This is a genomic window from Paenibacillus athensensis, from assembly GCF_004514475.2.
In the GTDB taxonomy this organism is placed as follows: Bacteria; Bacillota; Bacilli; order Paenibacillales; family NBRC-103111; genus Paenibacillus_AL; species Paenibacillus_AL athensensis.
Window position 1 is genome coordinate 268,486 of the sequence record NZ_MYFO02000001.1, and the last position, 20,038, is coordinate 288,523.

Here is a 20,038-nt window from a genome sequence, read left to right on the forward strand (position 1 = left end):
GTGGGTCGTGCCGACCTGCGGCTGGCTTGTGCGGGCAGCTGGCTGAATGTGCGCGTCTTGGCGCGCCGAGGACAGGTTTTGTGCCCAAGACTGGAGGCGGCTGACGGAGCGCTGCGTCAACGCGCTGTATGGCGCTGCCGCAGGGGGGACCAGTAAACGGCAAAAAGGCTTCGCCCGTATGGTTGTTCATTCGGGCGAAGCCTTTTGCGCGCGGCGGAGGGAATGAAAAAGCCTTTGCGCGGTGGAGGGACGCGCGAGCACGAAAGGCGCTGCGCGGGACAGGGAACGAGCGAAGCTGGAATCCGTTTCGCGGTGGAGGGACTGGTCATACCGGAAAACCGCTGCCCTGCGGGTCAAGCTCTTGAGGCCTGTGCCGCGGATTGCAGAAGCTTCGACGTGCGGCGCGACAGGCAAGACGCCAATCCGGTCGCTTGGCGGCGCAGCCGTCTATGGCTTGAGCACGACCTTGATGCAGCCGTCGGCTTTTTTATCAAACAGCTCGTAACCGTGCACGGCTTGATTCAGCGGCAGCCGATGCGTAATGATGTCAGTCGGATCGAAGCGTCCGTCGACGACCATGCGCAGCAGCTCGGGCATATAGTGGATGACAGGAGCTTGTCCCATTTTCAGCGTAATGTTGCGGGCAAACAAATCCCCGAGGGGGAAGGCGTTGTATCTCAGGCCATACACGCCGACGAGTTGGATCGTGCCGCCCTTGCGCACGCATTGAGCAGCCATCGTGATCGCGCCCAAAGCGCCGCCCTGGAGCATGAGCGCGGTTTCGATTTTTTCCATGACCGTCATTTTGCCGTCCAATCCCACGCAATCGATGACCACGTCAGCGCCGCCGCCGGTAATTTCCTTGAGATGTTGTCCCAAATGATCGTGTTGTTCCAGGTTGAACGTTTCGACCCGATTCACTTGACGGGCATGCTCCAGGCGGTAGTCGACGAAATCGACGGCGATAACGCGTTTGGCCCCTTTGAGCCAAGCGAATTTTTGCGCAAGCAGGCCGACCGGGCCGCAGCCGAGAATAATCACGGTGTCGCCCGGCTTGACGCCGCTATTGTCGACGCCCCAGTAGGCGGTCGGGGCAATGTCGGAGAGGAACAGCACCTGCTCGTCCTCCAATTCGCAGCTTTCGGGGATGACAAGCGGGCCGAAATTGGCGTAAGGCACACGTAGCAGCTCGGCTTGACCGCCAGCGTAGCCGCCGAACGTTTCGCTGTAGCCGAGGTAGCCCCCGGCATCGCCGTGCGGGTTGCTGTTGTCGCATTGGCTTTCGAGCTGGTGCGTACAATAAAAGCATTGGCCGCAGGCGACGTTGAACGGGATGACAACGCGGTCGCCCTTTTTGACGCGAGTGACATCGGCGCCAACCTCTTCCACAATGCCCATCGGCTCATGGCCGATAATAAAGTCATGGGGCAGATTGGGGATCAGCCCGTGGACCAAGTGCAAATCCGAGCCGCAGATGGCCGTTGATGTGATGCGGATGATGATATCGTCGGGTTTTTCGATCGACGGGTCCTGAACCTGACTGACTTTGACGTCATTAAAGCCTTGATAGGTAACAGCTTTCATGGGGCCTCCTGCTGAATGGGGGGAATGATGGTTCCTCTCTAGCTTGAGCAATTCGCCGGTTTGTTACTCTTGACAGAGCGGACAGCATCGTACTGCCGCTCCCGCGATCCGGAGCCGCCCGTGTTGCGGAATGGTCCGAAGTTGACTTGGGGCCGCGATTCTTATAGGATTTGCAAGAGGAAAGGGTGAGGACGATGGAGCTGTATTTTCTTGGAACGGGAGCAGGCATGCCGTCCAAACAACGGAATGTGACAGCGATTGCGCTGAACCTGCTGGACGAGCGGGGCGTTTTCTGGATGTTTGATTGCGGCGAAGCGACGCAGCACCAGGCTTTGCAGTCGCCGGTCAAGCCCGGCAAGCTGGAAAAGCTGTTCATTACGCATTTGCACGGCGACCATCTCTTCGGGCTGCCGGGGCTGCTCTCCAGCCGCTCGCATCTGGGTGGCGACACACCGCTGACGGTATACGGGCCGAAGGGCGTACGGCGATTTATTGAAACGGCGCTGTCCGTCAGTGAAAGCCACCTCGGTTATCCGCTGGAGATTGTGGAAATCGCCGAGGAGGGGCTGCTGTTTGAGGACGAGCAGTTCACGGTTGAAGCGGCGCGGCTCGAACACCGCATCGAATGCTTCGGCTACCGCGTTGCGGAGAAGCCGCAGACCGGCCCGCTGCAGCTGGACAAGCTGCGGGCCGCGGGCGTGCCGGCCGGGCCGCTGTACGGCCGGCTCAAGAGCGGCGCGACCGTCACGCTGGACGACGGTCGCGTGCTGTGCGGCGCCGACTTCGTCGGGGCGCCGATTCCCGGGCGTGTCGTCACCGTGCTCGGCGACACGCGCTATTGCGCCGGCGCGGTGCGGCTCGCCCGCGCCGCCGATGTGCTTGTCCATGAAGCCACGTTTGGCATGGACAAGCAAGAGCTGGCCGCGGCGTTCGACCACGCCACGAGTGCCGATGCGGCCCGCACGGCGCAGCAGGCCGGCGCTTCCGCGCTGATTCTGACGCATATCAGCTCGCGGTATCAGGCTGACGAGGCCGACCGGCTTCTGGAGGAAGCCCGGGCGCTGCATCCCGACAGCCATCTGGCCCGCGATTTCTGGAGCTACGAAATCGCCAAAAAAGTCGCGCGTTAAGCGGCGCGGCAAGTTTTCCCCTCCTGCGGCATACAATAGGTATACCTGTAACCATGCCGCATGCAAGGAGGGGAAGCGCTGTGGAGTTTTCAGCAGCGGAGGTGCTGATCTCCGTATTTATGTCCACGCTGATTTACGTGCTGTTCAAGGAAATATTCCGCTCGCGGAACAAGGACAAGTTCCACGGTTAACGGTGCAGCCGCAACCTGCGGAACGGACCGGATGGAGGAGCAATGCTCGGATTCGCCATTTTACTTGCTTTTAATCTGATAGGCGTCTGGCTGCAGACAAGCCTGCACGTGCCGCTGCCCGGCAATGTGATTGGGCTTGTTTTATTTACGGTCGCCTTGTTTGCCAAAGTGGTCAAGCTGGAATGGGTGGAAACGGCGGCGACTTGGCTGACCCGCCATATGCTGCTTTACTTCATGCCGTTTGTTGTCGGCAGTGTAGCGTTGTTTCCGCTGCTGGGCGCGCAATGGCTTGCCGTGCTGGGCGGCGTGGTCGGAACGACGACAGCAGTGCTTGTCGTTACGGGCTGGACGGCGTCGACGCTGCGGAAACGAAGCGTCGGACCGATGACGGCGCTGGAGGAGGCCCAACAAGATGCCGAATGAATTCATCAGCAATCCGTTGTTCGGCTTTGCGCTCAGCGTGATCGCCTATGCCGCAGCCAATCTGCTGCAGCAGCGCTGGGGCTGGCTGCATCCGCTGTTTACCGGCTCCGGCTGCTTGATTGTCGTGCTTCTGGGTTTTCATATTCCCTATGAAGCTTACGCCAAGGGAGCTTCGCTGCTGACGCTGCTGCTCGGACCGGCCACCGTAGCGCTCGGTGTGCCAATCTACAAGCACGCTGCGCTGATTCGCCGACATCTCGTCACACTGGCAGCCGCGCTGCTGGCCGGATGCGTAACCGGCATCGTCGGAGCCGCAGCCCTGGTCGGGCTGCTTGGCGGCAGCGCCGAGCTGGTGCTGTCGATGCTGCCCAAATCGGTCAGCTCGCCGATCGCGATTGAAATTTCGCGGCGGCTAGGGGGCATTCCCGAGCTGACCGCCACGCTCACCGTGTTGACCGGATTGTTCGGCAGCATGGTCGGCGCCCGCGTGCTCGGCTGGCTGCGCATCAAGGACGACGTTGCCGTCGGACTTGCCGTCGGCGTTGCTGCGCACGGCATCGGCACCGGCCGGATGCTGCGCGACTCGGAGCTGCGCGGCAGCTTTGCGGGATTGGCGATGGGCGTGAGCGGTATCGTGACCGCCTTGCTGTTTATCCCGATTTATATTTGGCTGCGCCATCACGGTCATTGACGGCCGCCCTGCCGCCGTAAAGCTGCCCCCACACTGCGAACGCCGCGCGGAGGGGCGGCTTTTTTCATATCCCGAAGCGTCGTTCCTTACAAAATATTTACAACGCGAAAATCTGCGCTTAATCATCGTCTGCTACCCTTGAGCTAGTTGGAGAAATGCAAAGCCAGCGTGCAGCAACCATTTCCGGTGGAAGGTGTGTGGAGCATGAACATGACAACCTTGGGCGCAGCGCCGCAAATTTCCCGTTTGGCAGTATCGCTCGCCAGAACTCCCGAAGACATTGAGCAAGCGCAACGCTTGCGTTACCGTGTTTTTGCCGAGGAAGAAAGAAATATGAGACTGCTGCGGAATGACGGATTGGAGACCGATGCGTATGACGCTTTTTGCGATCATTTGATCGTCAAGGATCTGGATACGGAAGCGGTAGTCGGCACGTACCGGCTGCTGACCGGTGATCGTGCCGCGGCCGGTATCGGGTTCTATTCGCAGACCGAATTCGATTTCGGGCCGTTTGCGCGTCATCAGCTGACGACGCTGGAGCTGGGGCGAAGCTGTATAGCGCCGGCGTATCGCGGCGGCAAAACGATTAATCTGCTGTGGGAAGGCATTGCTGCGTATTTGTCGAGCTGCCGTTGCGAGTATTTGATCGGTTGCGCCAGCATCCATCCGGCGAATCAAGACGAGCTGAATGCCATTTACACGCTGCTGCGCCGCAAAGGGGTGCTGACCGACCGCTTCGGCATCCGGCCGCTGCCTTCGCACCGCATCGACGGTCTCGCTGAGCTTGCTGGTGAATGGACGGAAAAAGAGCTGTTCCGCAAGTTGCCGCCGCTGCTGAAGGGCTATCAGTGGCTGGGCGCGCAAATCGGTGGAGAGCCGGCTTACGATGCGCTGTTCGATACGGTTGATTTCTTCATTGTTCTGCACAAGGATCAGGTTACTGCACGGTACAAAAAACGGTTTATGCAAGACGATGCGGGACGGAGGGAAGCGTAATGTACGACTGGATCGGCAAGCTGACCCAAAGCGAGCCCGCCGTCAAGCGCTTGAACCGCGTGTTTAGGTTGTTGCCGCGTCCCTTCGTCTATGGGCTCGGACGTCTGTCCGGCATGGCGCTTTATCGCGTCTGCGGACAGCCGTTGCGCCGACGGATCGCCGCCAATCTGACTGCGCTGCTTGGTCCGACGTCGCCGCGGGAGCTGGCACAACTCAGCCGCAACTACTTGACCAATCTGCTGCTGACGCTGCTGGAAATCGTGGTCGAAGCCGATAGTCTGCCGCACACGGCCGGCCGGCGCTTTCAGGTCGAGGGCGAGCAGCACTTGGGGCAGGCGCTGGCTGCCGGGCGGGGCGCAATCGTATATACGCCGCATGTCGGCAATTTTTTTTACTATTACTGGTATTTGACCCGTCGTTATTCGTGTCTGACGGTGGCGACTGCCGGCAGCGCGGAGCTGCGTCCACTTTATGTGAGGTTCCAAGCGCTGGGCTGCCCGGGGCTCGATTATGACGATACGCCGCCGCTGGCGCTTTATCGTGCGCTCAAGCGTCATTTGTCCGACGGCGGAGTCGTGTTTCTGCTCGGCGACTTCTGGCGCCCGTCCTTCCCGCCGGTTCGCTGGTTCGGGCGCGATACGCGCGCACCGGAGGGAGCGGCGATGCTGGCGCTGGAGCTGGGCACCCCGGTCGTGCCGTTCTACGGGCAACGTCTGCCCGGCTGGCGTTGTAGCCGGCATCGGCTCGTGTTCGAGCCGCCGCTGAAGCTGCATGAACAATTTGCCCGCCATGAGCGCCGGGCAGCGAACGACCTGCTGCACGCTTTTATGGAAAAGGTAGTCCGCCAGACGCCCGCCGAATGGTTCTATTGGTTTAACGCCGAGGAGCGCTGGGAACCGGCAGCCGGACCGGACAACGAAGCGGCCGGATCGGTTTTGTCGCCTGGGGACGATCAAGAACGGGTACGACGAGCCTGGAGTGTCCGTTTGGGAAGCCGTTTTCCAAGGAAAGCGAAAAACTTGCATTGACCGTTGAAACGACTGTGTGATTTAATTAAGGCAGGTAGTCGAATGAACCGAAAATAGACATGAATTTCAGGAATGCGTTGAAGGGCTGCCTGTATATGGGCACTTGGGAAGCCTGGAGCAAGTAGTGCAACCGACCTTTTTTGTAATGGGAAAAAGGTTTTTTTTGTTTTCATCGCAAATGGGGGTGTAGAGCCGATGGCTCCTCGTAAAAGAATCGGAGACTTGCTGGTAGAGTCGGGGCTCATTTCGGAAGAGCAGCTGCAAAATGCGTTAAGGGAGCAAAAAGAGCTGAAAATGCGGCTTGGCGACGTGTTGATTACGCGCAATTATATCACGGAGCAGCAGCTCATTGAAGTGCTGGAATTCCAGCTTGGCATTCCGCACATCCAGCTGTTCCGCCAGAAAATCGATCAAAAAATCATCAATATCATCCCGCAGCGGCTGGCCGAGCAGCATCAGGTGCTGCCGATCCGTACCGAAGGCAACAAGCTGGTGCTGGCGATGGCCGACCCGCTGGATTATTTCGCCATCGACGAGCTGCGCATGACGACCGGCTTCCGCATTGAGCCGACGATTGCTTCCAAGGACGAGCTGCAACGCGCAATCAAGCGCTACTACGGCTTGCAGGAATCGGTCGACCAGATCATGCAAAATCTGAACACCCGCGAGGCGGAGGAAGTAAAGCCGCAAGCGGAGGAAGACGATTCGCCCGTCGTCAAAACGGTCAACCAGATCATTATTCAAGCGATTCAAATCGGGGCCAGCGACATTCATATTGATCCGCAAGAGGATAGCTTGCGTATACGTTACAGGGTGGATGGTGTGATGCGGACCGAACGCTCGCTGCCGCCGCATATGCAAAGCGTCATTATCGCGCGGGTGAAAATCATGGCGAATATGAACGTGGCCGAACGCCGGTTGCCGCAAGACGGCCGGGTAGAGATGGACGTAGAGTTTCGCAAGGTTGACGTGCGGATTTCCACGTTGCCGACGATTCACGGCGAAAAGGTGGTCATGCGGATTCTCGATCTGGGCAGCTCGCTGACGGAAATCGAGAAGCTTGGCTTGTCCGAACATAACCTGATGTTGTTTCAAAAAGGGATTAACGGCGCGCACGGCGTAGTTTTGATTACGGGGCCTACGGGCAGCGGCAAAACAACGACGTTGTATTCGGCTTTGTCGCGCCTGAACAATGACGAGGTCAATATCATCACCGTAGAGGACCCGGTGGAGTATCAGCTTCAAGGCATCAATCAGGTGCAGGTCAATCCCGTGACCGGCTTGACGTTTGCCAAAGGGCTGCGCGCGATGCTGCGTCAGGACCCGAACATCGTCATGGTCGGCGAGATCCGCGACGTGGAAACGGCAGAAATTGCCGTGCGGGCGGCGATGACCGGACACTTGGTACTAAGCACCTTGCATACGAACAGCGCCGTCAACTCGATTACCCGTCTGATCGACATGGGCGTAGAGCCGTTCCTCGTTTCCTCGTCCGTCAATTGTATCGTCGCGCAGCGGCTCGTCCGGCGGATTTGTCCGGGATGCGCCACGACCTATACGCCAACTGCCGAAGAGAAGGAGCTGCTGCATGAGCACGGCCACGAAGCCGTGGAAACGCTGCGGCGCGGCCGTGGCTGCGGGGAATGCGGTCGCAGCGGTTACAAGGGACGCTTGGCGATCCACGAGGTGCTGACGATTGACGATACGCTGCGCTCGATGATTTTGCAAAAACGGTCGGACAGCGATTACCGGAATTACGCCATCAGCCGTGGGCTTGTGCCGCTGGTCAAGGACGGCTTGAGCAAGGTCATTGCCGGACATACGACAATGGCGGAAATTTTCCGCGTTACCGGCAAAGACGTGTAAGCGTTCTTATACAACTGGCGGGGCGTTGTACAGGTACTGTTCTCCGGCAAAAATGTGAGCATCGACCCTGTACAAATAGTTCGAATTAACTACGAATTTATACCTTTTTGTGACTTTTTGCGATATAATAGTCACAAACGATACATAAGCTGGACAGAAGGGACGAAAGCCCGTGTCGATCCTCGACCTGATGAGGCTGGCGCAAGAGCGCAAAGCTTCCGATATTCATATTACCGTCAACTCGCCGGTGATGTTCCGGATTCACGGCGATTTGAAGCCGGTGAACGATCAGCCGCTCACGCCGCTGCAGACGCTGGAAATGGCCAAAGAGCTGATGACCAGCGAGCAATATGAGATTTTTTTGGAAAAAGGCGATATGGACCTGTCTTACGGCATTCCTGATGTTTCGCGCTACCGGGTGAATGCCTACAAGCAAAAGGGCAACGTCAGCCTGACGATCCGACTTATCCCAAGCAAGATTCCGGCGATGGAAGTGCTGGGCTTGCCACCGATTGCCGAGGAGTTCGCCCGGAAGCCGCAAGGGCTGCTGCTGGTCACGGGGCCGACGGGCAGCGGCAAATCGACGACGCTCGCGGCGATTCTCGATTATATCAACAGGTCGCGAAGCGATCATATTATTACGCTGGAGGATCCGATTGAATTTGTGCATCCGCACAAATCCTGCATCGTGAATCAACGCGAGATCGGCGTCGATACCGAATCGTTCTCCTCCGGCTTGCGGGCTGCGCTGCGCCAGGACCCCGACGTCATTCTTGTCGGCGAAATGCGCGATCTGGAGACGATCAGCATTGCGATTACAGCAGCCGAGACCGGGCATCTCGTGTTCGGCACGCTGCATACGGCAGATGCACCGCAGACGATCGACCGGATCATCGACGTCTTCCCGTCGGAGGCCCAGCAGCAAGTGCGCGTCCAGCTCGCTTCGGTGCTGCTTGGCGTGATGGCGCAGCGGCTGTTGCCGACAACCGATGGCAGCGGCCGCGCAGCCGCCATCGAAGTGCTGGTTAACACGCCGGCGGTTGCTAACCTGATCCGTTCGGAGAAGGTGCACCAGATTCGTTCGGTGATGCAAACCGGCAAGGCACAGGGCATGCAGACGATGGAGATGGCGCTGCGCGAGCTTTTGCAGCAGCGGCGTATTTCTGTAGAGTCGGCGAAGGAAGCCTTGTTTGGCTTTGCGGAATTGCAGTAGATTTGGGTGGGTTCGCGAGGTTCATAAACGAATCGCTGGTCATACGGTTTTTCATGCGGCATGGAGGTGAGCACGGTGCCGAAGTTCAAATATCAGGTTGTAGACGACTACGGAAATTACTCGCAAGGAACACTGGAGGCGCCTACCTTTCAATCGGCCACTGATGAGCTGAAAGCGAAGGGCCTGTGGATTTTGAACCTGCTTGACTTGAGCCAAAGCCTTTTGCACCGCGATTTAAGCTTTGGTGGGCCGCGGGTGAAGCACGAGCATTTTACCGTGTTTTGCCGGCAGCTTGCTACGCTGTACAAAGCCGGCATCAACATGGTCGAGGCCGTGCGCGTGCTTGGAGAACAAACCGAAGGCAAGGAGTTCAAAAAGGTGCTGCTCGGCGTGGCCGAGGAAATGCAGCAGGGAACACAGTTTTCGATGGCGGCCGCCAAATATCCGAGCGTCTTTTCCGGGATTTTTATCAATATGATCCGGGCCGGTGAAGCAAGCGGCAATCTTGATGAAATGCTGGCGCGTTTGGCGGTTTTTTACGAGAAAGAGTATTACACGAAGCAAAAGGTCAAGTCTGCGATGGTATACCCGGCGATTATGGCCGTCGTCACTGTGATCGTCGTTATTATTTTGATGGTGTTTGTCGTACCGAAGCTGGTCGGCAATTTTGCCACGATGGGCTTGGAGCTGCCGCTGCCGACACGGATCGTGATCGCGATCAGCGACTGGATGAAGCAATTCTGGTATTTCGTCATTGTGGGATTGTTTATTCCGCCCATTGCGCTGGCACTGATCAAAAAATCGCCGAAAGGCGTCTATTATCTCGATCTGGTCAAGCTCAAGGTTCCCGTGTTTGGCAAGCTGTGGCACAAGCAGGCGTTGTCGCGCTTTAGCCGGACGTTCTGCTCGCTGTTTGCCGCTGCGATTCCGATGCTGCAAATGATGACCATTGTGTCCAATGTCGTCGGCAACCAGGTGCTGGCCCGCCTGATTCTCGAATCGCGCGAGGGATTGCGCAGCGGCAGCTCGATCGCCGAGCCGTTCCGCAACTCGTGGCTGTTCCCGCCAATGGTTGTGCAAATGCTGGCTGTCGGCGAACGAACCGGCGCGCTCGACACGATGCTGGAAAAGGTCGCGGATTTCTATGAAGCCGACGTCGACGCGATGGCCGACCGGCTGAAGGCGCTGCTGGAGCCGATTATGATTCTCGTGTTGGCGGTTATTGTCGGTACGATTGTGCTTGCGGTCATGCTGCCGTCGTTCAAATTGATGGAAAATCTTCATTAATCCCAACGGATTTAACGCAGTTAAATCATATATGCTTTGAATAAAATGAGAGGGGAAATGAATCATGCAATCGATTATGAAAACACGTTTCAGACTGAAGAGAAATCAAAAGGGTATGACGCTGATCGAGCTTTTGGCCGTTGTCGTTATTCTCGGCATTTTGGCCGCTGTGGCTGGTGTGGCGGTGACGCGGGGATTTAATAGCTCTCGGGTAAATACGGATAATACGTCCGTTCAGGTCATTCAAGATGCGTTGTCGCGGTATTTGATGGATACTGGCGTTACGACACGCGTAGGAGCTGATTCTGCTGCATCTACAGCTGCTTTGAATGCTTTGCATGATGAAGGATACTTGGCGAACGTTCCAACTGTTCAACAAACAGGTGCGGGCAGATTTTTTGTTATCACTTATTCAGCTGCAACTAATACCTACTCTGTAAGCGTCTCGGCTGCTACCCCATAAGCAGAGCAATTTGAAATTTTAGCAAACAGAAAGGTAACTCCACGCGAGTTACCTTTCTTACTCATGCCAAAGGAGCGAGTTATGCCAGCGATGATTGAAATGTACGAGGAGCTTTTTCGTGTTTATCCGGGTCTGCTTGCAGCCGTGCTGCTTATTCTCGGCCTGCTCATCGGCAGCTTTCTCAACGTCGTGGCACTGCGCGTTCCGCAAGGAAAGTCGGTCGTCCGACCGCCGTCGCATTGTCCCAACTGCAAGCACCAGCTCATCTGGCTCGACTTGATTCCGGTCCTCAGCTATATGCTGCTGCGCGGACGCTGCCGATATTGCCGGAGCTCTTTTTCCGCACGTTATGCCGTCTATGAACTGATCACTGCGCTGATTTTTGCTTTGTGCGGCTATCACTTTGGCCTGCAGCTTGAATTGCTGGTGTCGTTATTGTTCGTGTCCATACTGATTGTCATCATTCAAACCGACCTCGATAGCCTGATCATTCCTGACAAGGTTGTGTTCACGGGCATTGGCATCGCTATTGTATTGCGGGTGTTCATTCATCCGCTGCCTTGGTGGAATTACCCAATTGCTTTTTTCATTGGCGGAGGTATTTTATTTGCCATTGGCTGGCTTAGCCTCATCTTGCTGCGAAAAGAAGGAATGGGCGGGGGCGATGTCAAATTATTTGCTTTTATAGGGCTTATTGTCGGTATCAAACTTATTTTGCTCAGTTTATTTATAGCCAGTCTGCTGGGCACGCTTTATGGACTTTGGATACGCTGGCGTTCCCGCACCGCCGTTGAAGCGACAGAAGCCGAAGCGGAGAACTATATTCCGTTCGGACCGTTTCTCGCTGCAGGTTCCCTGTTTGCTTACTTATTCGGCGATTCGCTGATTCAGTGGTACATTTCCTTGTTATAAAAACCTTCATCTCGATCCACGTTCATCCATTCCATGAAAGGAGCGCTTCAGGTATGCCCAATCCGATCGCTTCCCTGCTACAGGCACTGAAACCGGACCGTTCCTCCTTGGGAATTGAGATTACCGATGCCAAAATCAAGATGACGCACATACGCCTATACCGCGGAAAAGCTCCGCTTATTCATAATTATTTATCCGAGCCGCTGCCGGCCGGTACGGTTGAGGAAGGGCGGATCAAGGAGCCGCTCAAGGTGATTCAGACACTGCAAACGATGATGACCCGACTCGACAGCGTTCCCAAGCATATTCATACAGTGCTGCCGAGCCAGTTGGTGATGGTCAGATTTCTCAAGCTGCCGGATATTAACGAACGGGATCTGGGCAAGCTGGTCGACTTTGAGGTCAAGCATCAGATTCATTTGCCTTTTGAGCAGCCCTATTACGATTTCGTCAAATTAAACGGGAGCAATCACACCGCAGGGCCTAAGCGTTCGTCGGCCGGTAAAGCAAACAAAAAGAAAAACGCGCAGGAGCTGGAAGCAGCCATGAAGCAAGCAGCAAGCGCGAAAGAAGACAATTTCGGTTTGGGCGGCGGAAAGAGCTTATTCGATGAGCCGGAAGCCGACGACCAGCCGACACAGCAGCTGCAGCAATGCGACGTCATGCTGGTAGCTGCTCCGCAGGAGCTGATTAATGAATATTCAGAAGTGCTGCAATCGGCCAATATCAAGCTGTCGAGCATGGAGATCAAAGCGTTTTCGCTGTTACGGTTATTCCATTCCGGTTTGCCGTTGCAGGAGATGAAGGGCGCATTTTTACTCGTGGATGTCAATGAAACGGCTTGTGATTTAAGCATTTTTCAAGGCGATCAGTTAAAAATTACCCGCAGCGTCCCGCTTAACTTCGCTTCCAATGCAGCGGTGACTCCAGCGGTCGATACCTCGATGCTGAGTAATTTGGATACGCTTTTCGCCGAATTTGCCGATCCCGACATCGACTTTCGCAACAATTGCAGCGAGCTGGCGCATGAGCTGGAGCGGCTGATGAATTTTTATCGCTATACGTTGAACAACCGCAATCAGGAATTTGACGGCTTGCTTTTATCCGGGGACGTGGAGCGGTTAACCGATATTCGCGATTCGCTCGCTGAGCGGTTGACGGTGGATGTCCGCTTGTTCCACTCCGATGAGCTGTACGGGCTGCATGGCGGGATTCGCCAGCTCGATCCGTATTACGCCGTTCCTTTGGGGCTTGCACTTAGGGGGTCCGAAGTATGAAAAACATCAACCTGCTTCCCAAAATACCGCGCATCCAGCAAATTTTCTTGCCGACACTTGCCGCCACAGCCGTTTTCTTTGCGGGAACAGCAGGGACCATGCTTTACGTGCAGCTGCGTCTGACCGAAAAAGCGAATGGCATCGAGCAATCGATGGCGCTGGAAAATGCCAATATGGCGCGGCTGATGAAGCAAAAGACGATTGATCCGCAGACCAAGCAATACCAGGAGCTGAACAAACAAGTTAGCCAGCTTAAAAAACAAGGCCGGGATTGGATTCCATTCTTTGACATCCTGACAAACAATTTGCCGGAAGCAGCAAGGATCGTCACGGCTAAAATGGAAGCGTCGTCTTCGACGCAGCAGGCTGGCGCGCAAGCCTCGCCAACCGCCCAAGCTGCAACTGGAGCAACGCCGACCAGCAATCAGACGCAGGACGCCGGTCAAGTCAGCTTATCGATGGAATTCGGTAAAATGGAGGATGCCGCCTATTACGTAATTCGCTTGCAGCAATCGGGGGTTGCCAGCAAGGTTAGCGTGAAAAGCATATCCCGTGTTGAGAAAGTGACTGACTTGACGCAGTCCAATGCTTCAAGCTCCTCCGGGACTTCGACAGGCAGCAGTTCGTCTGGCGCAGCAGCCCCCACGCTGGATGTAGCCAACAGCGGCAAGGACATCTTCTCCAAAGCGTTGGAAAATCAGCTCCCGCAGGCCGAGGATGAATCCCAGGCGCTGCTGAATCAGTTTATCTACACCTTGCAGCAAAAATATGTGAATGAAAAATTAAACCTGAATTTACCCGATCGAACCTACCAGGCGCCTGTAAGCTCGGATATCGATCCGAAAATTGCCGAGGAATATGCCAAAACGAAAGCCGAATTCGATGATTTAAACCAAACGTTGAATAAGTCCAATGTGCTATTTTACAAGGTTGAGCTGGAGTTAAGCTTGGCGAATCCAAACCAGAATCCAAACCAGGAGAAGTAGGGAGCGTATGAATAAAGAGAGCTGGAAAAGGTTTGTCGACCGGCTGAAAAGCCGCTATGCGATTTTAATCGCAGCAATGGCCGTCGGCTTGCTGGTGAATACGCTGGTGCTCGTCTGGCTGGTGGTGCCGGCCTGGACGAAGGAACGTTCCTTAAATCACGATTTAGCCAATCTTCAGCAGCAAAAGATAAGCATTCAAAGCAGACCGAATCCGCTTAAGGTGACGGACGAGCAAATTCTCGATCTGGTCAAGCAGGTGCCGACGAAGCCGGAGGTTGCCCGCTTGCTGCTCAGTCTCAAATCGATGGAAAAAGACGCCAAGGTTACGCTGAATTCTGTCAAATTCGGCGATAACAAAACGTCAAACGATTCGTTATCCGGACTGCTTTCTGGCGGAGCGCTCCCGTCCGATTCCTCAAGCGTCAGCACCGACGTCCCGGCAGCTTCGGCAGCGCCGAATCCATCCGGTCAGGCGAATCCGATTGTGGAAGACAAGCTGACAGTTGTATTTACGGGAGAGTATCATGGAATGATTCACTTTTTGGAGAAGCTGAACCAAAGCGAACGTTATATTCGCCTAACGAGCTGGCAGTTGGATACGAATGTGAAAAGTACGGCGGCGGATAGCAATAATGGCGGCGCCAATTTGGCTGAAAAGCTGAATAACTCTTTTAACGACATCTCGTATATTCAAGCTACTTTAAATTTGAGCGTGTATTCCGTACCCTCCTATGACGGCAAGCTGCAGGAGCTGCCCCCGGTGGAGTTGGGACCAACCGGAAAACGCACCGATCCTACCTCGGTGGAAAATACGTTTAACAAACTACTGAAAGAAATGGGCAAGGCGGGACAGGGGGACAAACCATGAAGAAGAAAACGAAGCTTGCCGCCGCGTTGGCGCTCATGAGCTTTTTGGCATTTGGAGGGTCCGCGTGGGCGCAGGGGCAGTTCCGCACGATTGAGGTGTATATGGAACGCGTCAACATTGCCGTCAACGGCCAAATGTCGTATTTAAGCCAGGATTCGATCATTTACGACGGCTCGGTGTACGTGCCGCTGCGCAATCTGTCGGAAATGCTCGGCGCAAAAGTGGAATGGGACGATCAGAATCGCGCAGTTAATCTCAATTTCCTCGACGATACGACAAACGCCTTCGGCATGGCAGCCACCAAAGGACTGTATCAATACATTGCGCTGGAAAACAACAGGCTGATCAAAGATATGACAACCAGCATTAAAAACGACAATACGAGCGCGATGCGCGGCTACGTGGACCGCTATCAGGCGTTGTATCAATTGGCGACCAATATGCAGGACTACGATATGGCGGAAACGATCGATAAAATCAAATCGGCGATTGTATTGATTCAGAGCGGCTGGAAGAACAAAAAAATGGACGACTATTACATCGCCACGTCCATTTATGCCGATAATGTCGCTGTGCTGAACGCCATGCTGAAAGCGAAGCTGTCCGACTCACCGGCGGCTATTGGTTCCAAGTAGGCACGTAGATGACCGTGCTATAGGTCGAGGTTTGATTGCGGGGCAGCGTGAACACGATATTGAGCGTAATTTTGCTGTAGGTGGTAAAAGGGACGCTGTTTACGGTAACGGAATACGAATTCGCCAGATCGACTGTCACATTGCTGACATTGGTAGCCATCGGGGTAACAACGGCCGCTGTCGCTCCGCGGCGAAGTTCCTTGCTCAAGGTATGATTCGCAGCGTCGAACCTCAGGCGCATATAGTCGCCGCTGGATTCGGCCAAATTCAGCATCGTGCCGTTATTCACGGTTTGACTGACGATATGCGGCGCCCGCCGCACTTCAGTCGTAATTTGCTCGGCGATTTGCCGGGCGCGCTCCTGCGAGCTCTCCCGCGTGCTGATTGTGCTGAAGCTGCGGCTGGTCGATTGGAGAATCGTGAAGATCAGGCCCATCACAATGGCCATCAGCGAAATTGCGGCCAGCAGCTCGATTAAGGTGAAGCCTTTTTGATTGGATATCCGCATGGTCGCCCGCCTCACTTTTTCTCAATATAGCTTTGCAGCACGTAGTTGACGCGTAATTGCGGCTGGGTGACTTGGACCTGAACGATGGAAAAGTAGTCCTGAATGTTAAAGTTAAGCGATTTGCTCGAATCGGTCGGGTCGGTGATAGCCAGCGTGTTATTTGTGCCGGTAAACGGCATATTGCTGACGATGATTTGATACGTATGATTGCCGCTATCGGTAAAGGCAAAGGTCGCAATATCGGTTTTTGCGGATACGGCTTGGCGCAGATTGGCCAGATTGATCACCGCGTTGGCGGGTCTGGCATTTAATGTCGTAATCGTTGTCGAATTCAAAGCCGTATTTTTGAGCGTGCGCTTAATTTCTTCCAGCACGGTTTTGGCCAGATCCACAGAAATATCCTTGCGTTGCTCCCGCGTGGCGCTGGTCACGCTGCTGTTGATCAGCGCGGCAACCGTAATGACGACTCCGGACAAAATGGCGACTGCCGCCAAAACTTCAAGCAAAGTAAGACCTTTTTGATTCCGCAAATCGCTCACGCCCTGTCGTAATTTTCTTGATTTCGTTATAAAATTAATATAGCCCAAAACATCACAGGAGGGAAGGGTAAACGATGGAATACATGAAAAACGAACGGGGTTCCGCACTGGCAAGCGTCACCTATCTGGTGCTGCTGCTTTCCATGATTACCGTCCCGCTGCTGATGTTTGTCAATCAGGGCGCGACCAACGCAACGCGCAATGCCGAAGGCGAAAAAGCCTACTATGCCGCAGAGTCGGGCTCAGCCATTTTGAAGCGGGCGCTGACCGAAGCGATCAACACGTCGCAAATTCGCATGAACGAAGCCACGATCAATACGTTGGTCACAGCGATTAATAACAAACAGTTGCGGGTTAATAATCTGCCGCTTACATTGAGCAACCTGCAAAATACGCGGACCGTGGTGAACGGCCAGTCGTTGTTCGCAACAGAGCAGACGACGACAGTAGCATATACGTTCAGCAATCGATCCCGAACGCAAAGCTCGAAGCTGCGTTTTAAGGTCGATCCCGGCAGCGCCAACACAAATCCGTATGCGTACAATACCAATTCGATTTTCGGCATTAATGCCGTGGTGCCGAATCAGTCGATGGTGACGAACAAGCTGCAGGACGGCAGCTCGTCTACACCGAAAAATGCACCGCAGCAAGCGATTACCGGGGCTGAGTACAACAATCAGTTCAATGCCTATTTCGACGCTCAAGTAGCGGCACGGCCGCAGCCGCTGACGCCGGAAGCGTTGACGCCGGCTCCGAGCCCGCCGTTGTCGAATTATACGCTGGCACCGGGAGCATTAAACATTAATAACAATCGAAACGGGGCTGCAGCACAAGGGAATATCTCCGTAAAATGGGGCGGGGGAAATTCCAATTCAACGCTTGTGATTAATGGCGATCTGATTAGTGCAGGCGACATCAATTTTCAGGACTTTCAAGATATCACGATCAACGGTAATCTGATTGCTGGAGGCAATATTAATTTCAGCAACTATATCAATAATTTAAAAGTTACGGGCAGTATAATGACAGGCGGAAGCAGCGGTTTCAGCATGCCGGGAGGTGCCAGCAAAATCGACATCGGCGGCAGTCTTACAAGTACCTCCAACATTACAATGGCCAGCTTTAATAACGATATGACCGTTGGCGGATCGATACTTGCTTCCCAAACCTATACGGTCGGTCAGGGAAGCAAGCTGATTGTGAGCAGCGGAGAAATCAGCGCCAAAACGTTGACATTTAACGGCAGCGTCGGTGAAATTTCCGTGGCTAAAAGCTTGAAGGCCAGAGATTCGATTTCCTTCAACGCTTCGATTAATAAATTTACGGTAGGCGGCAATGTCAGCTCGATGGGCGATGTGGATTTTAATCAAAATGTCGGACAATTGACGATGCCGGCTGGTTCAATCATAAGTGGCGGCAGCCTCCGAATGTTTTCGATCGGAACGTTGACGCTGAACGGTAGCCTGAGTGCAGCGGTAGATATCAATCTGCGCAATACGATCACAACGTCCAATATTACCGGCAGTGGCAGTATGCTCGCTGGAAATGATATTACCGTTAACTATGTGGATAACTTGCACATGACAGGTAGCGTAAGCTCGGGCCGCAACGTTACTTTTAACAATGGCAGTACAGGCAATTTTACGATGGGCGGCTCCATTTATGCGCCGGGCCAGTTGACGTGGCCTTATATCGCAGGACTATCGGTCAGCGGTTCGGTGTATGCGGGTTCAACAAATATGACGGGAACAATCGGAACATTGGCGATTGGCGGGACGTTTTTATCGAAGGGCGAGCTGAACTTTAAATATATTAATAAACTCTCCGTTGCCGGATTTATTGGTTCGGAAGGTCAAATCAGTTTTGTCGATATGGGCAGCACTCCCAAACCGAGCTTTGGAGGGATCACTACACCTGTCGGGGTGACAATGCCAAGCTATATGACCTACCCGATCGTGCTTAACTACAACCCGCCGGGCGGCACCGCGGGCAACGTCGGGAGCAATCCGATCGTCACGTTCGATAACTGGGGCTCTTAAACGGGTGACTATTCGAGCAAAACCGGAATTTCGGGGTGATAGTGGCGGAACACATACGCAGCAATCACATACAAAGACAAGCCGATAAGGGCTCCTATTGCGATATAAATGTATAAACTGGAGAGCCAGGGCGCATTCTCCTGAGCCCATTTGGTAAAAGAAAGCATTATCAGCGTCATGGCGGTCAAAAAACCGACAATCGCCAGCAGCATAAAAATCGCCATGCGGGATCATCCTCCTGCTAGCATTATAACGTAAATCAAATAACCCCGATAGGGCTCTGACGAGCGCTTTCGGGGTTATTTCTTGCAGGGCGATTTTATTGATTTGCGTCTAAAGTATAAGGTTGACCGAAACGGCCAGCGAACAACGATTCCGATAGCTGTCTGCGGCCGGAGGGCAGCTCGCGAGCCTGGAATTTCTCAGCCAGCGCTTCCTTGGGACCGCGGTAGCCGATGGCGATGACGGCGTGAAGCTCATAATCGTCGGGGATCTGCAGAGCTTCACGGGCCTGCTGACGCTCAAAACCGCCCATTGCATGGGTAATCAGCCCTTGATTGGCAGCTTCCAGCGCGAGGTAGCCCCAAGCGGTACCGGCATCAAAAGCATGCGCGGGATTCAGGGCATCGTTATGGCCAAGCTTGTGAGAAATCAGCAGCGTCAGCACAGGCGCTTTTTCGCACCATTCGCGGTTGGCCGGCACGATAAATGAATGGAAGCTTGCTCGCTCTTCGGCAGTGCGGGCGACGATAAAACGCCAAGGCTGCAAATTGCTGCCCGACGGAGCCCACCGTGCGGCTTCAAACAGGCTAAGCAGTGTTTCCTCTGTTACCTCTTGATCGGAAAAGGAGCGCGGCGACCAGCGAGTCAGAAATTGCGGATGAATTTCGTGTTCGGGTTGTCGGGCTGCTTCAACTTCAGGGGAAATGCCGTGATGGTTGTTCATGGTCAACGCCTCCTTACGGTTCGATCGTTCTCATAGACGACGAGTGCCGTTTTTTTTACCATTGTACCCGAAAAATCGCCGGAATACGAAGTTTGCCTGCTTGCATGAACATGAATACTTACGGGCAAGCTATATATTGGCAAATCTGGATGAAGGGGTGTTGGGCGATGAATTTTACCAGTCAGGACATCAGCATTATAGAAAGAGCCTTGCAGGCGGCGATCGGCAGTGAAAAAGAATCGAGCCGGGTCCGCGATTACCGCGAGGTGCTGGGCAAGCTGAAGGAAAATGCCGATCTTGCACTTGATGTGCCGGCTTCGGTCGTCAGCGGTGAGCTTGACGGCATCCGTTACGATTACGACGATTCCTCCGATTTGCTGTAACGCCATTGTCAAAGTCTTTGGCCTATGCTTCCAGCCCGTGTGCGCGCAAGCGCGTATTGCGGAAAGGCATCGG

Annotated in this window: 21 protein-coding genes and 1 riboswitch; of the genes, 16 read left to right on the forward strand and 5 right to left on the reverse strand. The window is 54.6% G+C overall.

The window, feature by feature from the left end; all coding sequences use genetic code 11:
- Nucleotides 1–447 precede the first annotated feature (447 nt).
- Nucleotides 448–1,584 carry a zinc-dependent alcohol dehydrogenase gene (locus B5M42_RS01160; protein ID WP_134750520.1) on the reverse strand — a complete coding sequence of 379 codons (1,137 nt, stop codon included), beginning with the start codon at nucleotides 1,582–1,584 and terminating at the stop codon, nucleotides 448–450.
- A 194-nt stretch (nucleotides 1,585–1,778) separates the two neighbouring features.
- Here B5M42_RS01160 and rnz point away from each other — a divergent pair, with 194 nt between their 5' ends.
- The 14 genes from rnz to B5M42_RS01230 all read left to right on the forward strand — a co-directional run bounded on the left by rnz (nucleotide 1,779) and on the right by B5M42_RS01230 (nucleotide 15,550).
- Nucleotides 1,779–2,714 carry a ribonuclease Z gene (gene rnz / locus B5M42_RS01165; RefSeq protein ID WP_134750518.1) on the forward strand — a complete coding sequence of 312 codons (936 nt, stop codon included), beginning with the start codon at nucleotides 1,779–1,781 and terminating at the stop codon, nucleotides 2,712–2,714.
- Between the two features lie 233 nt (nucleotides 2,715–2,947).
- On the forward strand, nucleotides 2,948–3,328 hold the full coding sequence (locus B5M42_RS01170; RefSeq protein WP_134750516.1) for a CidA/LrgA family protein: 381 nt from the start codon (nucleotides 2,948–2,950) through the stop codon (nucleotides 3,326–3,328).
- Nucleotides 3,318–4,019 carry an LrgB family protein gene (locus tag B5M42_RS01175; protein ID WP_134750514.1) on the forward strand — a complete coding sequence of 234 codons (702 nt, stop codon included), beginning with the start codon at nucleotides 3,318–3,320 and terminating at the stop codon, nucleotides 4,017–4,019. The genes B5M42_RS01170 and B5M42_RS01175 overlap by 11 nt, the downstream gene beginning before the upstream one ends.
- A 204-nt stretch (nucleotides 4,020–4,223) precedes the next feature.
- Nucleotides 4,224–5,015, forward strand: a complete 792-nt coding sequence (locus B5M42_RS01180; RefSeq protein WP_134750512.1) for a GNAT family N-acetyltransferase — start codon at nucleotides 4,224–4,226, stop codon at nucleotides 5,013–5,015.
- A complete protein-coding gene (locus tag B5M42_RS01185; protein WP_134750510.1) occupies nucleotides 5,015–6,043 on the forward strand; it encodes a lysophospholipid acyltransferase family protein in 1,029 nt (342 codons plus the stop codon). Before B5M42_RS01180 ends, B5M42_RS01185 begins: the two co-directional genes overlap by 1 nt.
- A gap of 61 nt (nucleotides 6,044–6,104) precedes the next feature.
- Nucleotides 6,105–6,188, forward strand: a riboswitch (cyclic di-GMP riboswitch).
- Nucleotides 6,189–6,238: 50 nt separating this feature from the next.
- Complete coding sequence (locus B5M42_RS01190) at nucleotides 6,239–7,909, forward strand: GspE/PulE family protein (RefSeq protein ID WP_134750508.1); 1,671 nt, start codon at nucleotides 6,239–6,241, stop codon at nucleotides 7,907–7,909.
- 190 nt (nucleotides 7,910–8,099) lie between these two features.
- Complete coding sequence (locus B5M42_RS01195) at nucleotides 8,100–9,122, forward strand: type IV pilus twitching motility protein PilT (RefSeq protein ID WP_134750834.1); 1,023 nt, start codon at nucleotides 8,100–8,102, stop codon at nucleotides 9,120–9,122.
- Between the two features lie 75 nt (nucleotides 9,123–9,197).
- Nucleotides 9,198–10,409 (forward strand): type II secretion system F family protein, encoded by a 1,212-nt coding sequence (locus tag B5M42_RS01200; RefSeq protein WP_134750506.1) that lies wholly within the window; start codon nucleotides 9,198–9,200, stop codon nucleotides 10,407–10,409.
- A gap of 64 nt (nucleotides 10,410–10,473) precedes the next feature.
- The gene (locus B5M42_RS01205) at nucleotides 10,474–10,872 is read left to right on the forward strand and encodes a type II secretion system protein (protein WP_230632555.1); all 399 of its coding nucleotides are present in this window, start codon (nucleotides 10,474–10,476) and stop codon (nucleotides 10,870–10,872) included.
- An 81-nt stretch (nucleotides 10,873–10,953) separates the two neighbouring features.
- On the forward strand, nucleotides 10,954–11,784 hold the full coding sequence (locus B5M42_RS01210; RefSeq protein ID WP_167689668.1) for a prepilin peptidase: 831 nt from the start codon (nucleotides 10,954–10,956) through the stop codon (nucleotides 11,782–11,784).
- Between the two features lie 53 nt (nucleotides 11,785–11,837).
- The gene (gene pilM, locus B5M42_RS01215; RefSeq protein WP_134750496.1) at nucleotides 11,838–13,061 is read left to right on the forward strand and encodes a type IV pilus biogenesis protein PilM; all 1,224 of its coding nucleotides are present in this window, start codon (nucleotides 11,838–11,840) and stop codon (nucleotides 13,059–13,061) included.
- Nucleotides 13,058–14,047 (forward strand): hypothetical protein, encoded by a 990-nt coding sequence (locus B5M42_RS01220; protein WP_134750494.1) that lies wholly within the window; start codon nucleotides 13,058–13,060, stop codon nucleotides 14,045–14,047. The genes pilM and B5M42_RS01220 overlap by 4 nt, the downstream gene beginning before the upstream one ends.
- Before the next feature lie 7 nt (nucleotides 14,048–14,054).
- Nucleotides 14,055–14,915 (forward strand): hypothetical protein, encoded by an 861-nt coding sequence (locus tag B5M42_RS01225; protein ID WP_134750492.1) that lies wholly within the window; start codon nucleotides 14,055–14,057, stop codon nucleotides 14,913–14,915.
- Complete coding sequence (locus tag B5M42_RS01230) at nucleotides 14,912–15,550, forward strand: copper amine oxidase N-terminal domain-containing protein (RefSeq protein ID WP_134750490.1); 639 nt, start codon at nucleotides 14,912–14,914, stop codon at nucleotides 15,548–15,550. The genes B5M42_RS01225 and B5M42_RS01230 overlap by 4 nt, the downstream gene beginning before the upstream one ends.
- Here the strand turns inward: B5M42_RS01230 and B5M42_RS01235 are convergent.
- Nucleotides 15,534–16,058 carry a PilW family protein gene (locus B5M42_RS01235; RefSeq protein WP_134750488.1) on the reverse strand — a complete coding sequence of 175 codons (525 nt, stop codon included), beginning with the start codon at nucleotides 16,056–16,058 and terminating at the stop codon, nucleotides 15,534–15,536. The two genes, B5M42_RS01230 and B5M42_RS01235, sit on opposite strands and share 17 nt — an antisense overlap.
- A gap of 11 nt (nucleotides 16,059–16,069) precedes the next feature.
- Nucleotides 16,070–16,705, reverse strand: a complete 636-nt coding sequence (locus tag B5M42_RS01240; protein ID WP_407946098.1) for a prepilin-type N-terminal cleavage/methylation domain-containing protein — start codon at nucleotides 16,703–16,705, stop codon at nucleotides 16,070–16,072.
- On the opposite strand from B5M42_RS01240, the gene B5M42_RS01245 reads away from it, so the two are divergent.
- Nucleotides 16,672–18,636 (forward strand): autotransporter outer membrane beta-barrel domain-containing protein, encoded by a 1,965-nt coding sequence (locus tag B5M42_RS01245; protein WP_134750484.1) that lies wholly within the window; start codon nucleotides 16,672–16,674, stop codon nucleotides 18,634–18,636. The genes B5M42_RS01240 and B5M42_RS01245 overlap by 34 nt on opposite strands.
- Nucleotides 18,637–18,644: 8 nt before the next feature.
- Here B5M42_RS01245 and B5M42_RS01250 read toward each other — a convergent pair whose 3' ends face one another.
- Both B5M42_RS01250 and B5M42_RS01255 read right to left on the reverse strand, forming a co-directional pair.
- A complete protein-coding gene (locus B5M42_RS01250) occupies nucleotides 18,645–18,860 on the reverse strand; it encodes a hypothetical protein (protein WP_134750482.1) in 216 nt (71 codons plus the stop codon).
- A 95-nt stretch (nucleotides 18,861–18,955) separates the two neighbouring features.
- Complete coding sequence (locus tag B5M42_RS01255) at nucleotides 18,956–19,582, reverse strand: nitroreductase family protein (protein WP_134750480.1); 627 nt, start codon at nucleotides 19,580–19,582, stop codon at nucleotides 18,956–18,958.
- A gap of 167 nt (nucleotides 19,583–19,749) precedes the next feature.
- On the opposite strand from B5M42_RS01255, the gene B5M42_RS01260 reads away from it, so the two are divergent.
- Entirely contained in the window at nucleotides 19,750–19,965 is a 216-nt protein-coding gene (locus B5M42_RS01260; protein ID WP_134750478.1) for a hypothetical protein, read from the forward strand.
- Nucleotides 19,966–20,038 lie beyond the last annotated feature (73 nt).

What these genes read in the sequence shown, in the direction of transcription:
- B5M42_RS01260 (WP_134750478.1), top strand. Translation starts at nt 19,750, where the DNA reads ATGAATTTTACCAGTCAGGACATCAGCATTATAGAAAGAGCCTTGCAG.
- B5M42_RS01250 (WP_134750482.1), bottom strand. Translation starts at nt 18,860, where the DNA reads ATGGCGATTTTTATGCTGCTGGCGATTGTCGGTTTTTTGACCGCCATG.
- B5M42_RS01190 (WP_134750508.1), top strand. Translation starts at nt 6,239, where the DNA reads ATGGCTCCTCGTAAAAGAATCGGAGACTTGCTGGTAGAGTCGGGGCTC.
- B5M42_RS01180 (WP_134750512.1), top strand. Translation starts at nt 4,224, where the DNA reads ATGAACATGACAACCTTGGGCGCAGCGCCGCAAATTTCCCGTTTGGCA.
- B5M42_RS01170 (WP_134750516.1), top strand. Translation starts at nt 2,948, where the DNA reads ATGCTCGGATTCGCCATTTTACTTGCTTTTAATCTGATAGGCGTCTGG.
- B5M42_RS01175 (WP_134750514.1), top strand. Translation starts at nt 3,318, where the DNA reads ATGCCGAATGAATTCATCAGCAATCCGTTGTTCGGCTTTGCGCTCAGC.
- B5M42_RS01255 (WP_134750480.1), bottom strand. Translation starts at nt 19,582, where the DNA reads ATGAACAACCATCACGGCATTTCCCCTGAAGTTGAAGCAGCCCGACAA.
- B5M42_RS01160 (WP_134750520.1), bottom strand. Translation starts at nt 1,584, where the DNA reads ATGAAAGCTGTTACCTATCAAGGCTTTAATGACGTCAAAGTCAGTCAG.
- B5M42_RS01210 (WP_167689668.1), top strand. Translation starts at nt 10,954, where the DNA reads ATGCCAGCGATGATTGAAATGTACGAGGAGCTTTTTCGTGTTTATCCG.
- B5M42_RS01185 (WP_134750510.1), top strand. Translation starts at nt 5,015, where the DNA reads ATGTACGACTGGATCGGCAAGCTGACCCAAAGCGAGCCCGCCGTCAAG.
- B5M42_RS01220 (WP_134750494.1), top strand. Translation starts at nt 13,058, where the DNA reads ATGAAAAACATCAACCTGCTTCCCAAAATACCGCGCATCCAGCAAATT.
- B5M42_RS01230 (WP_134750490.1), top strand. Translation starts at nt 14,912, where the DNA reads ATGAAGAAGAAAACGAAGCTTGCCGCCGCGTTGGCGCTCATGAGCTTT.
- B5M42_RS01245 (WP_134750484.1), top strand. Translation starts at nt 16,672, where the DNA reads ATGGAATACATGAAAAACGAACGGGGTTCCGCACTGGCAAGCGTCACC.
- rnz (WP_134750518.1), top strand. Translation starts at nt 1,779, where the DNA reads ATGGAGCTGTATTTTCTTGGAACGGGAGCAGGCATGCCGTCCAAACAA.
- B5M42_RS01225 (WP_134750492.1), top strand. Translation starts at nt 14,055, where the DNA reads ATGAATAAAGAGAGCTGGAAAAGGTTTGTCGACCGGCTGAAAAGCCGC.
- B5M42_RS01195 (WP_134750834.1), top strand. Translation starts at nt 8,100, where the DNA reads ATGAGGCTGGCGCAAGAGCGCAAAGCTTCCGATATTCATATTACCGTC.
- B5M42_RS01235 (WP_134750488.1), bottom strand. Translation starts at nt 16,058, where the DNA reads ATGCGGATATCCAATCAAAAAGGCTTCACCTTAATCGAGCTGCTGGCC.
- B5M42_RS01205 (WP_230632555.1), top strand. Translation starts at nt 10,474, where the DNA reads ATGCAATCGATTATGAAAACACGTTTCAGACTGAAGAGAAATCAAAAG.
- pilM (WP_134750496.1), top strand. Translation starts at nt 11,838, where the DNA reads ATGCCCAATCCGATCGCTTCCCTGCTACAGGCACTGAAACCGGACCGT.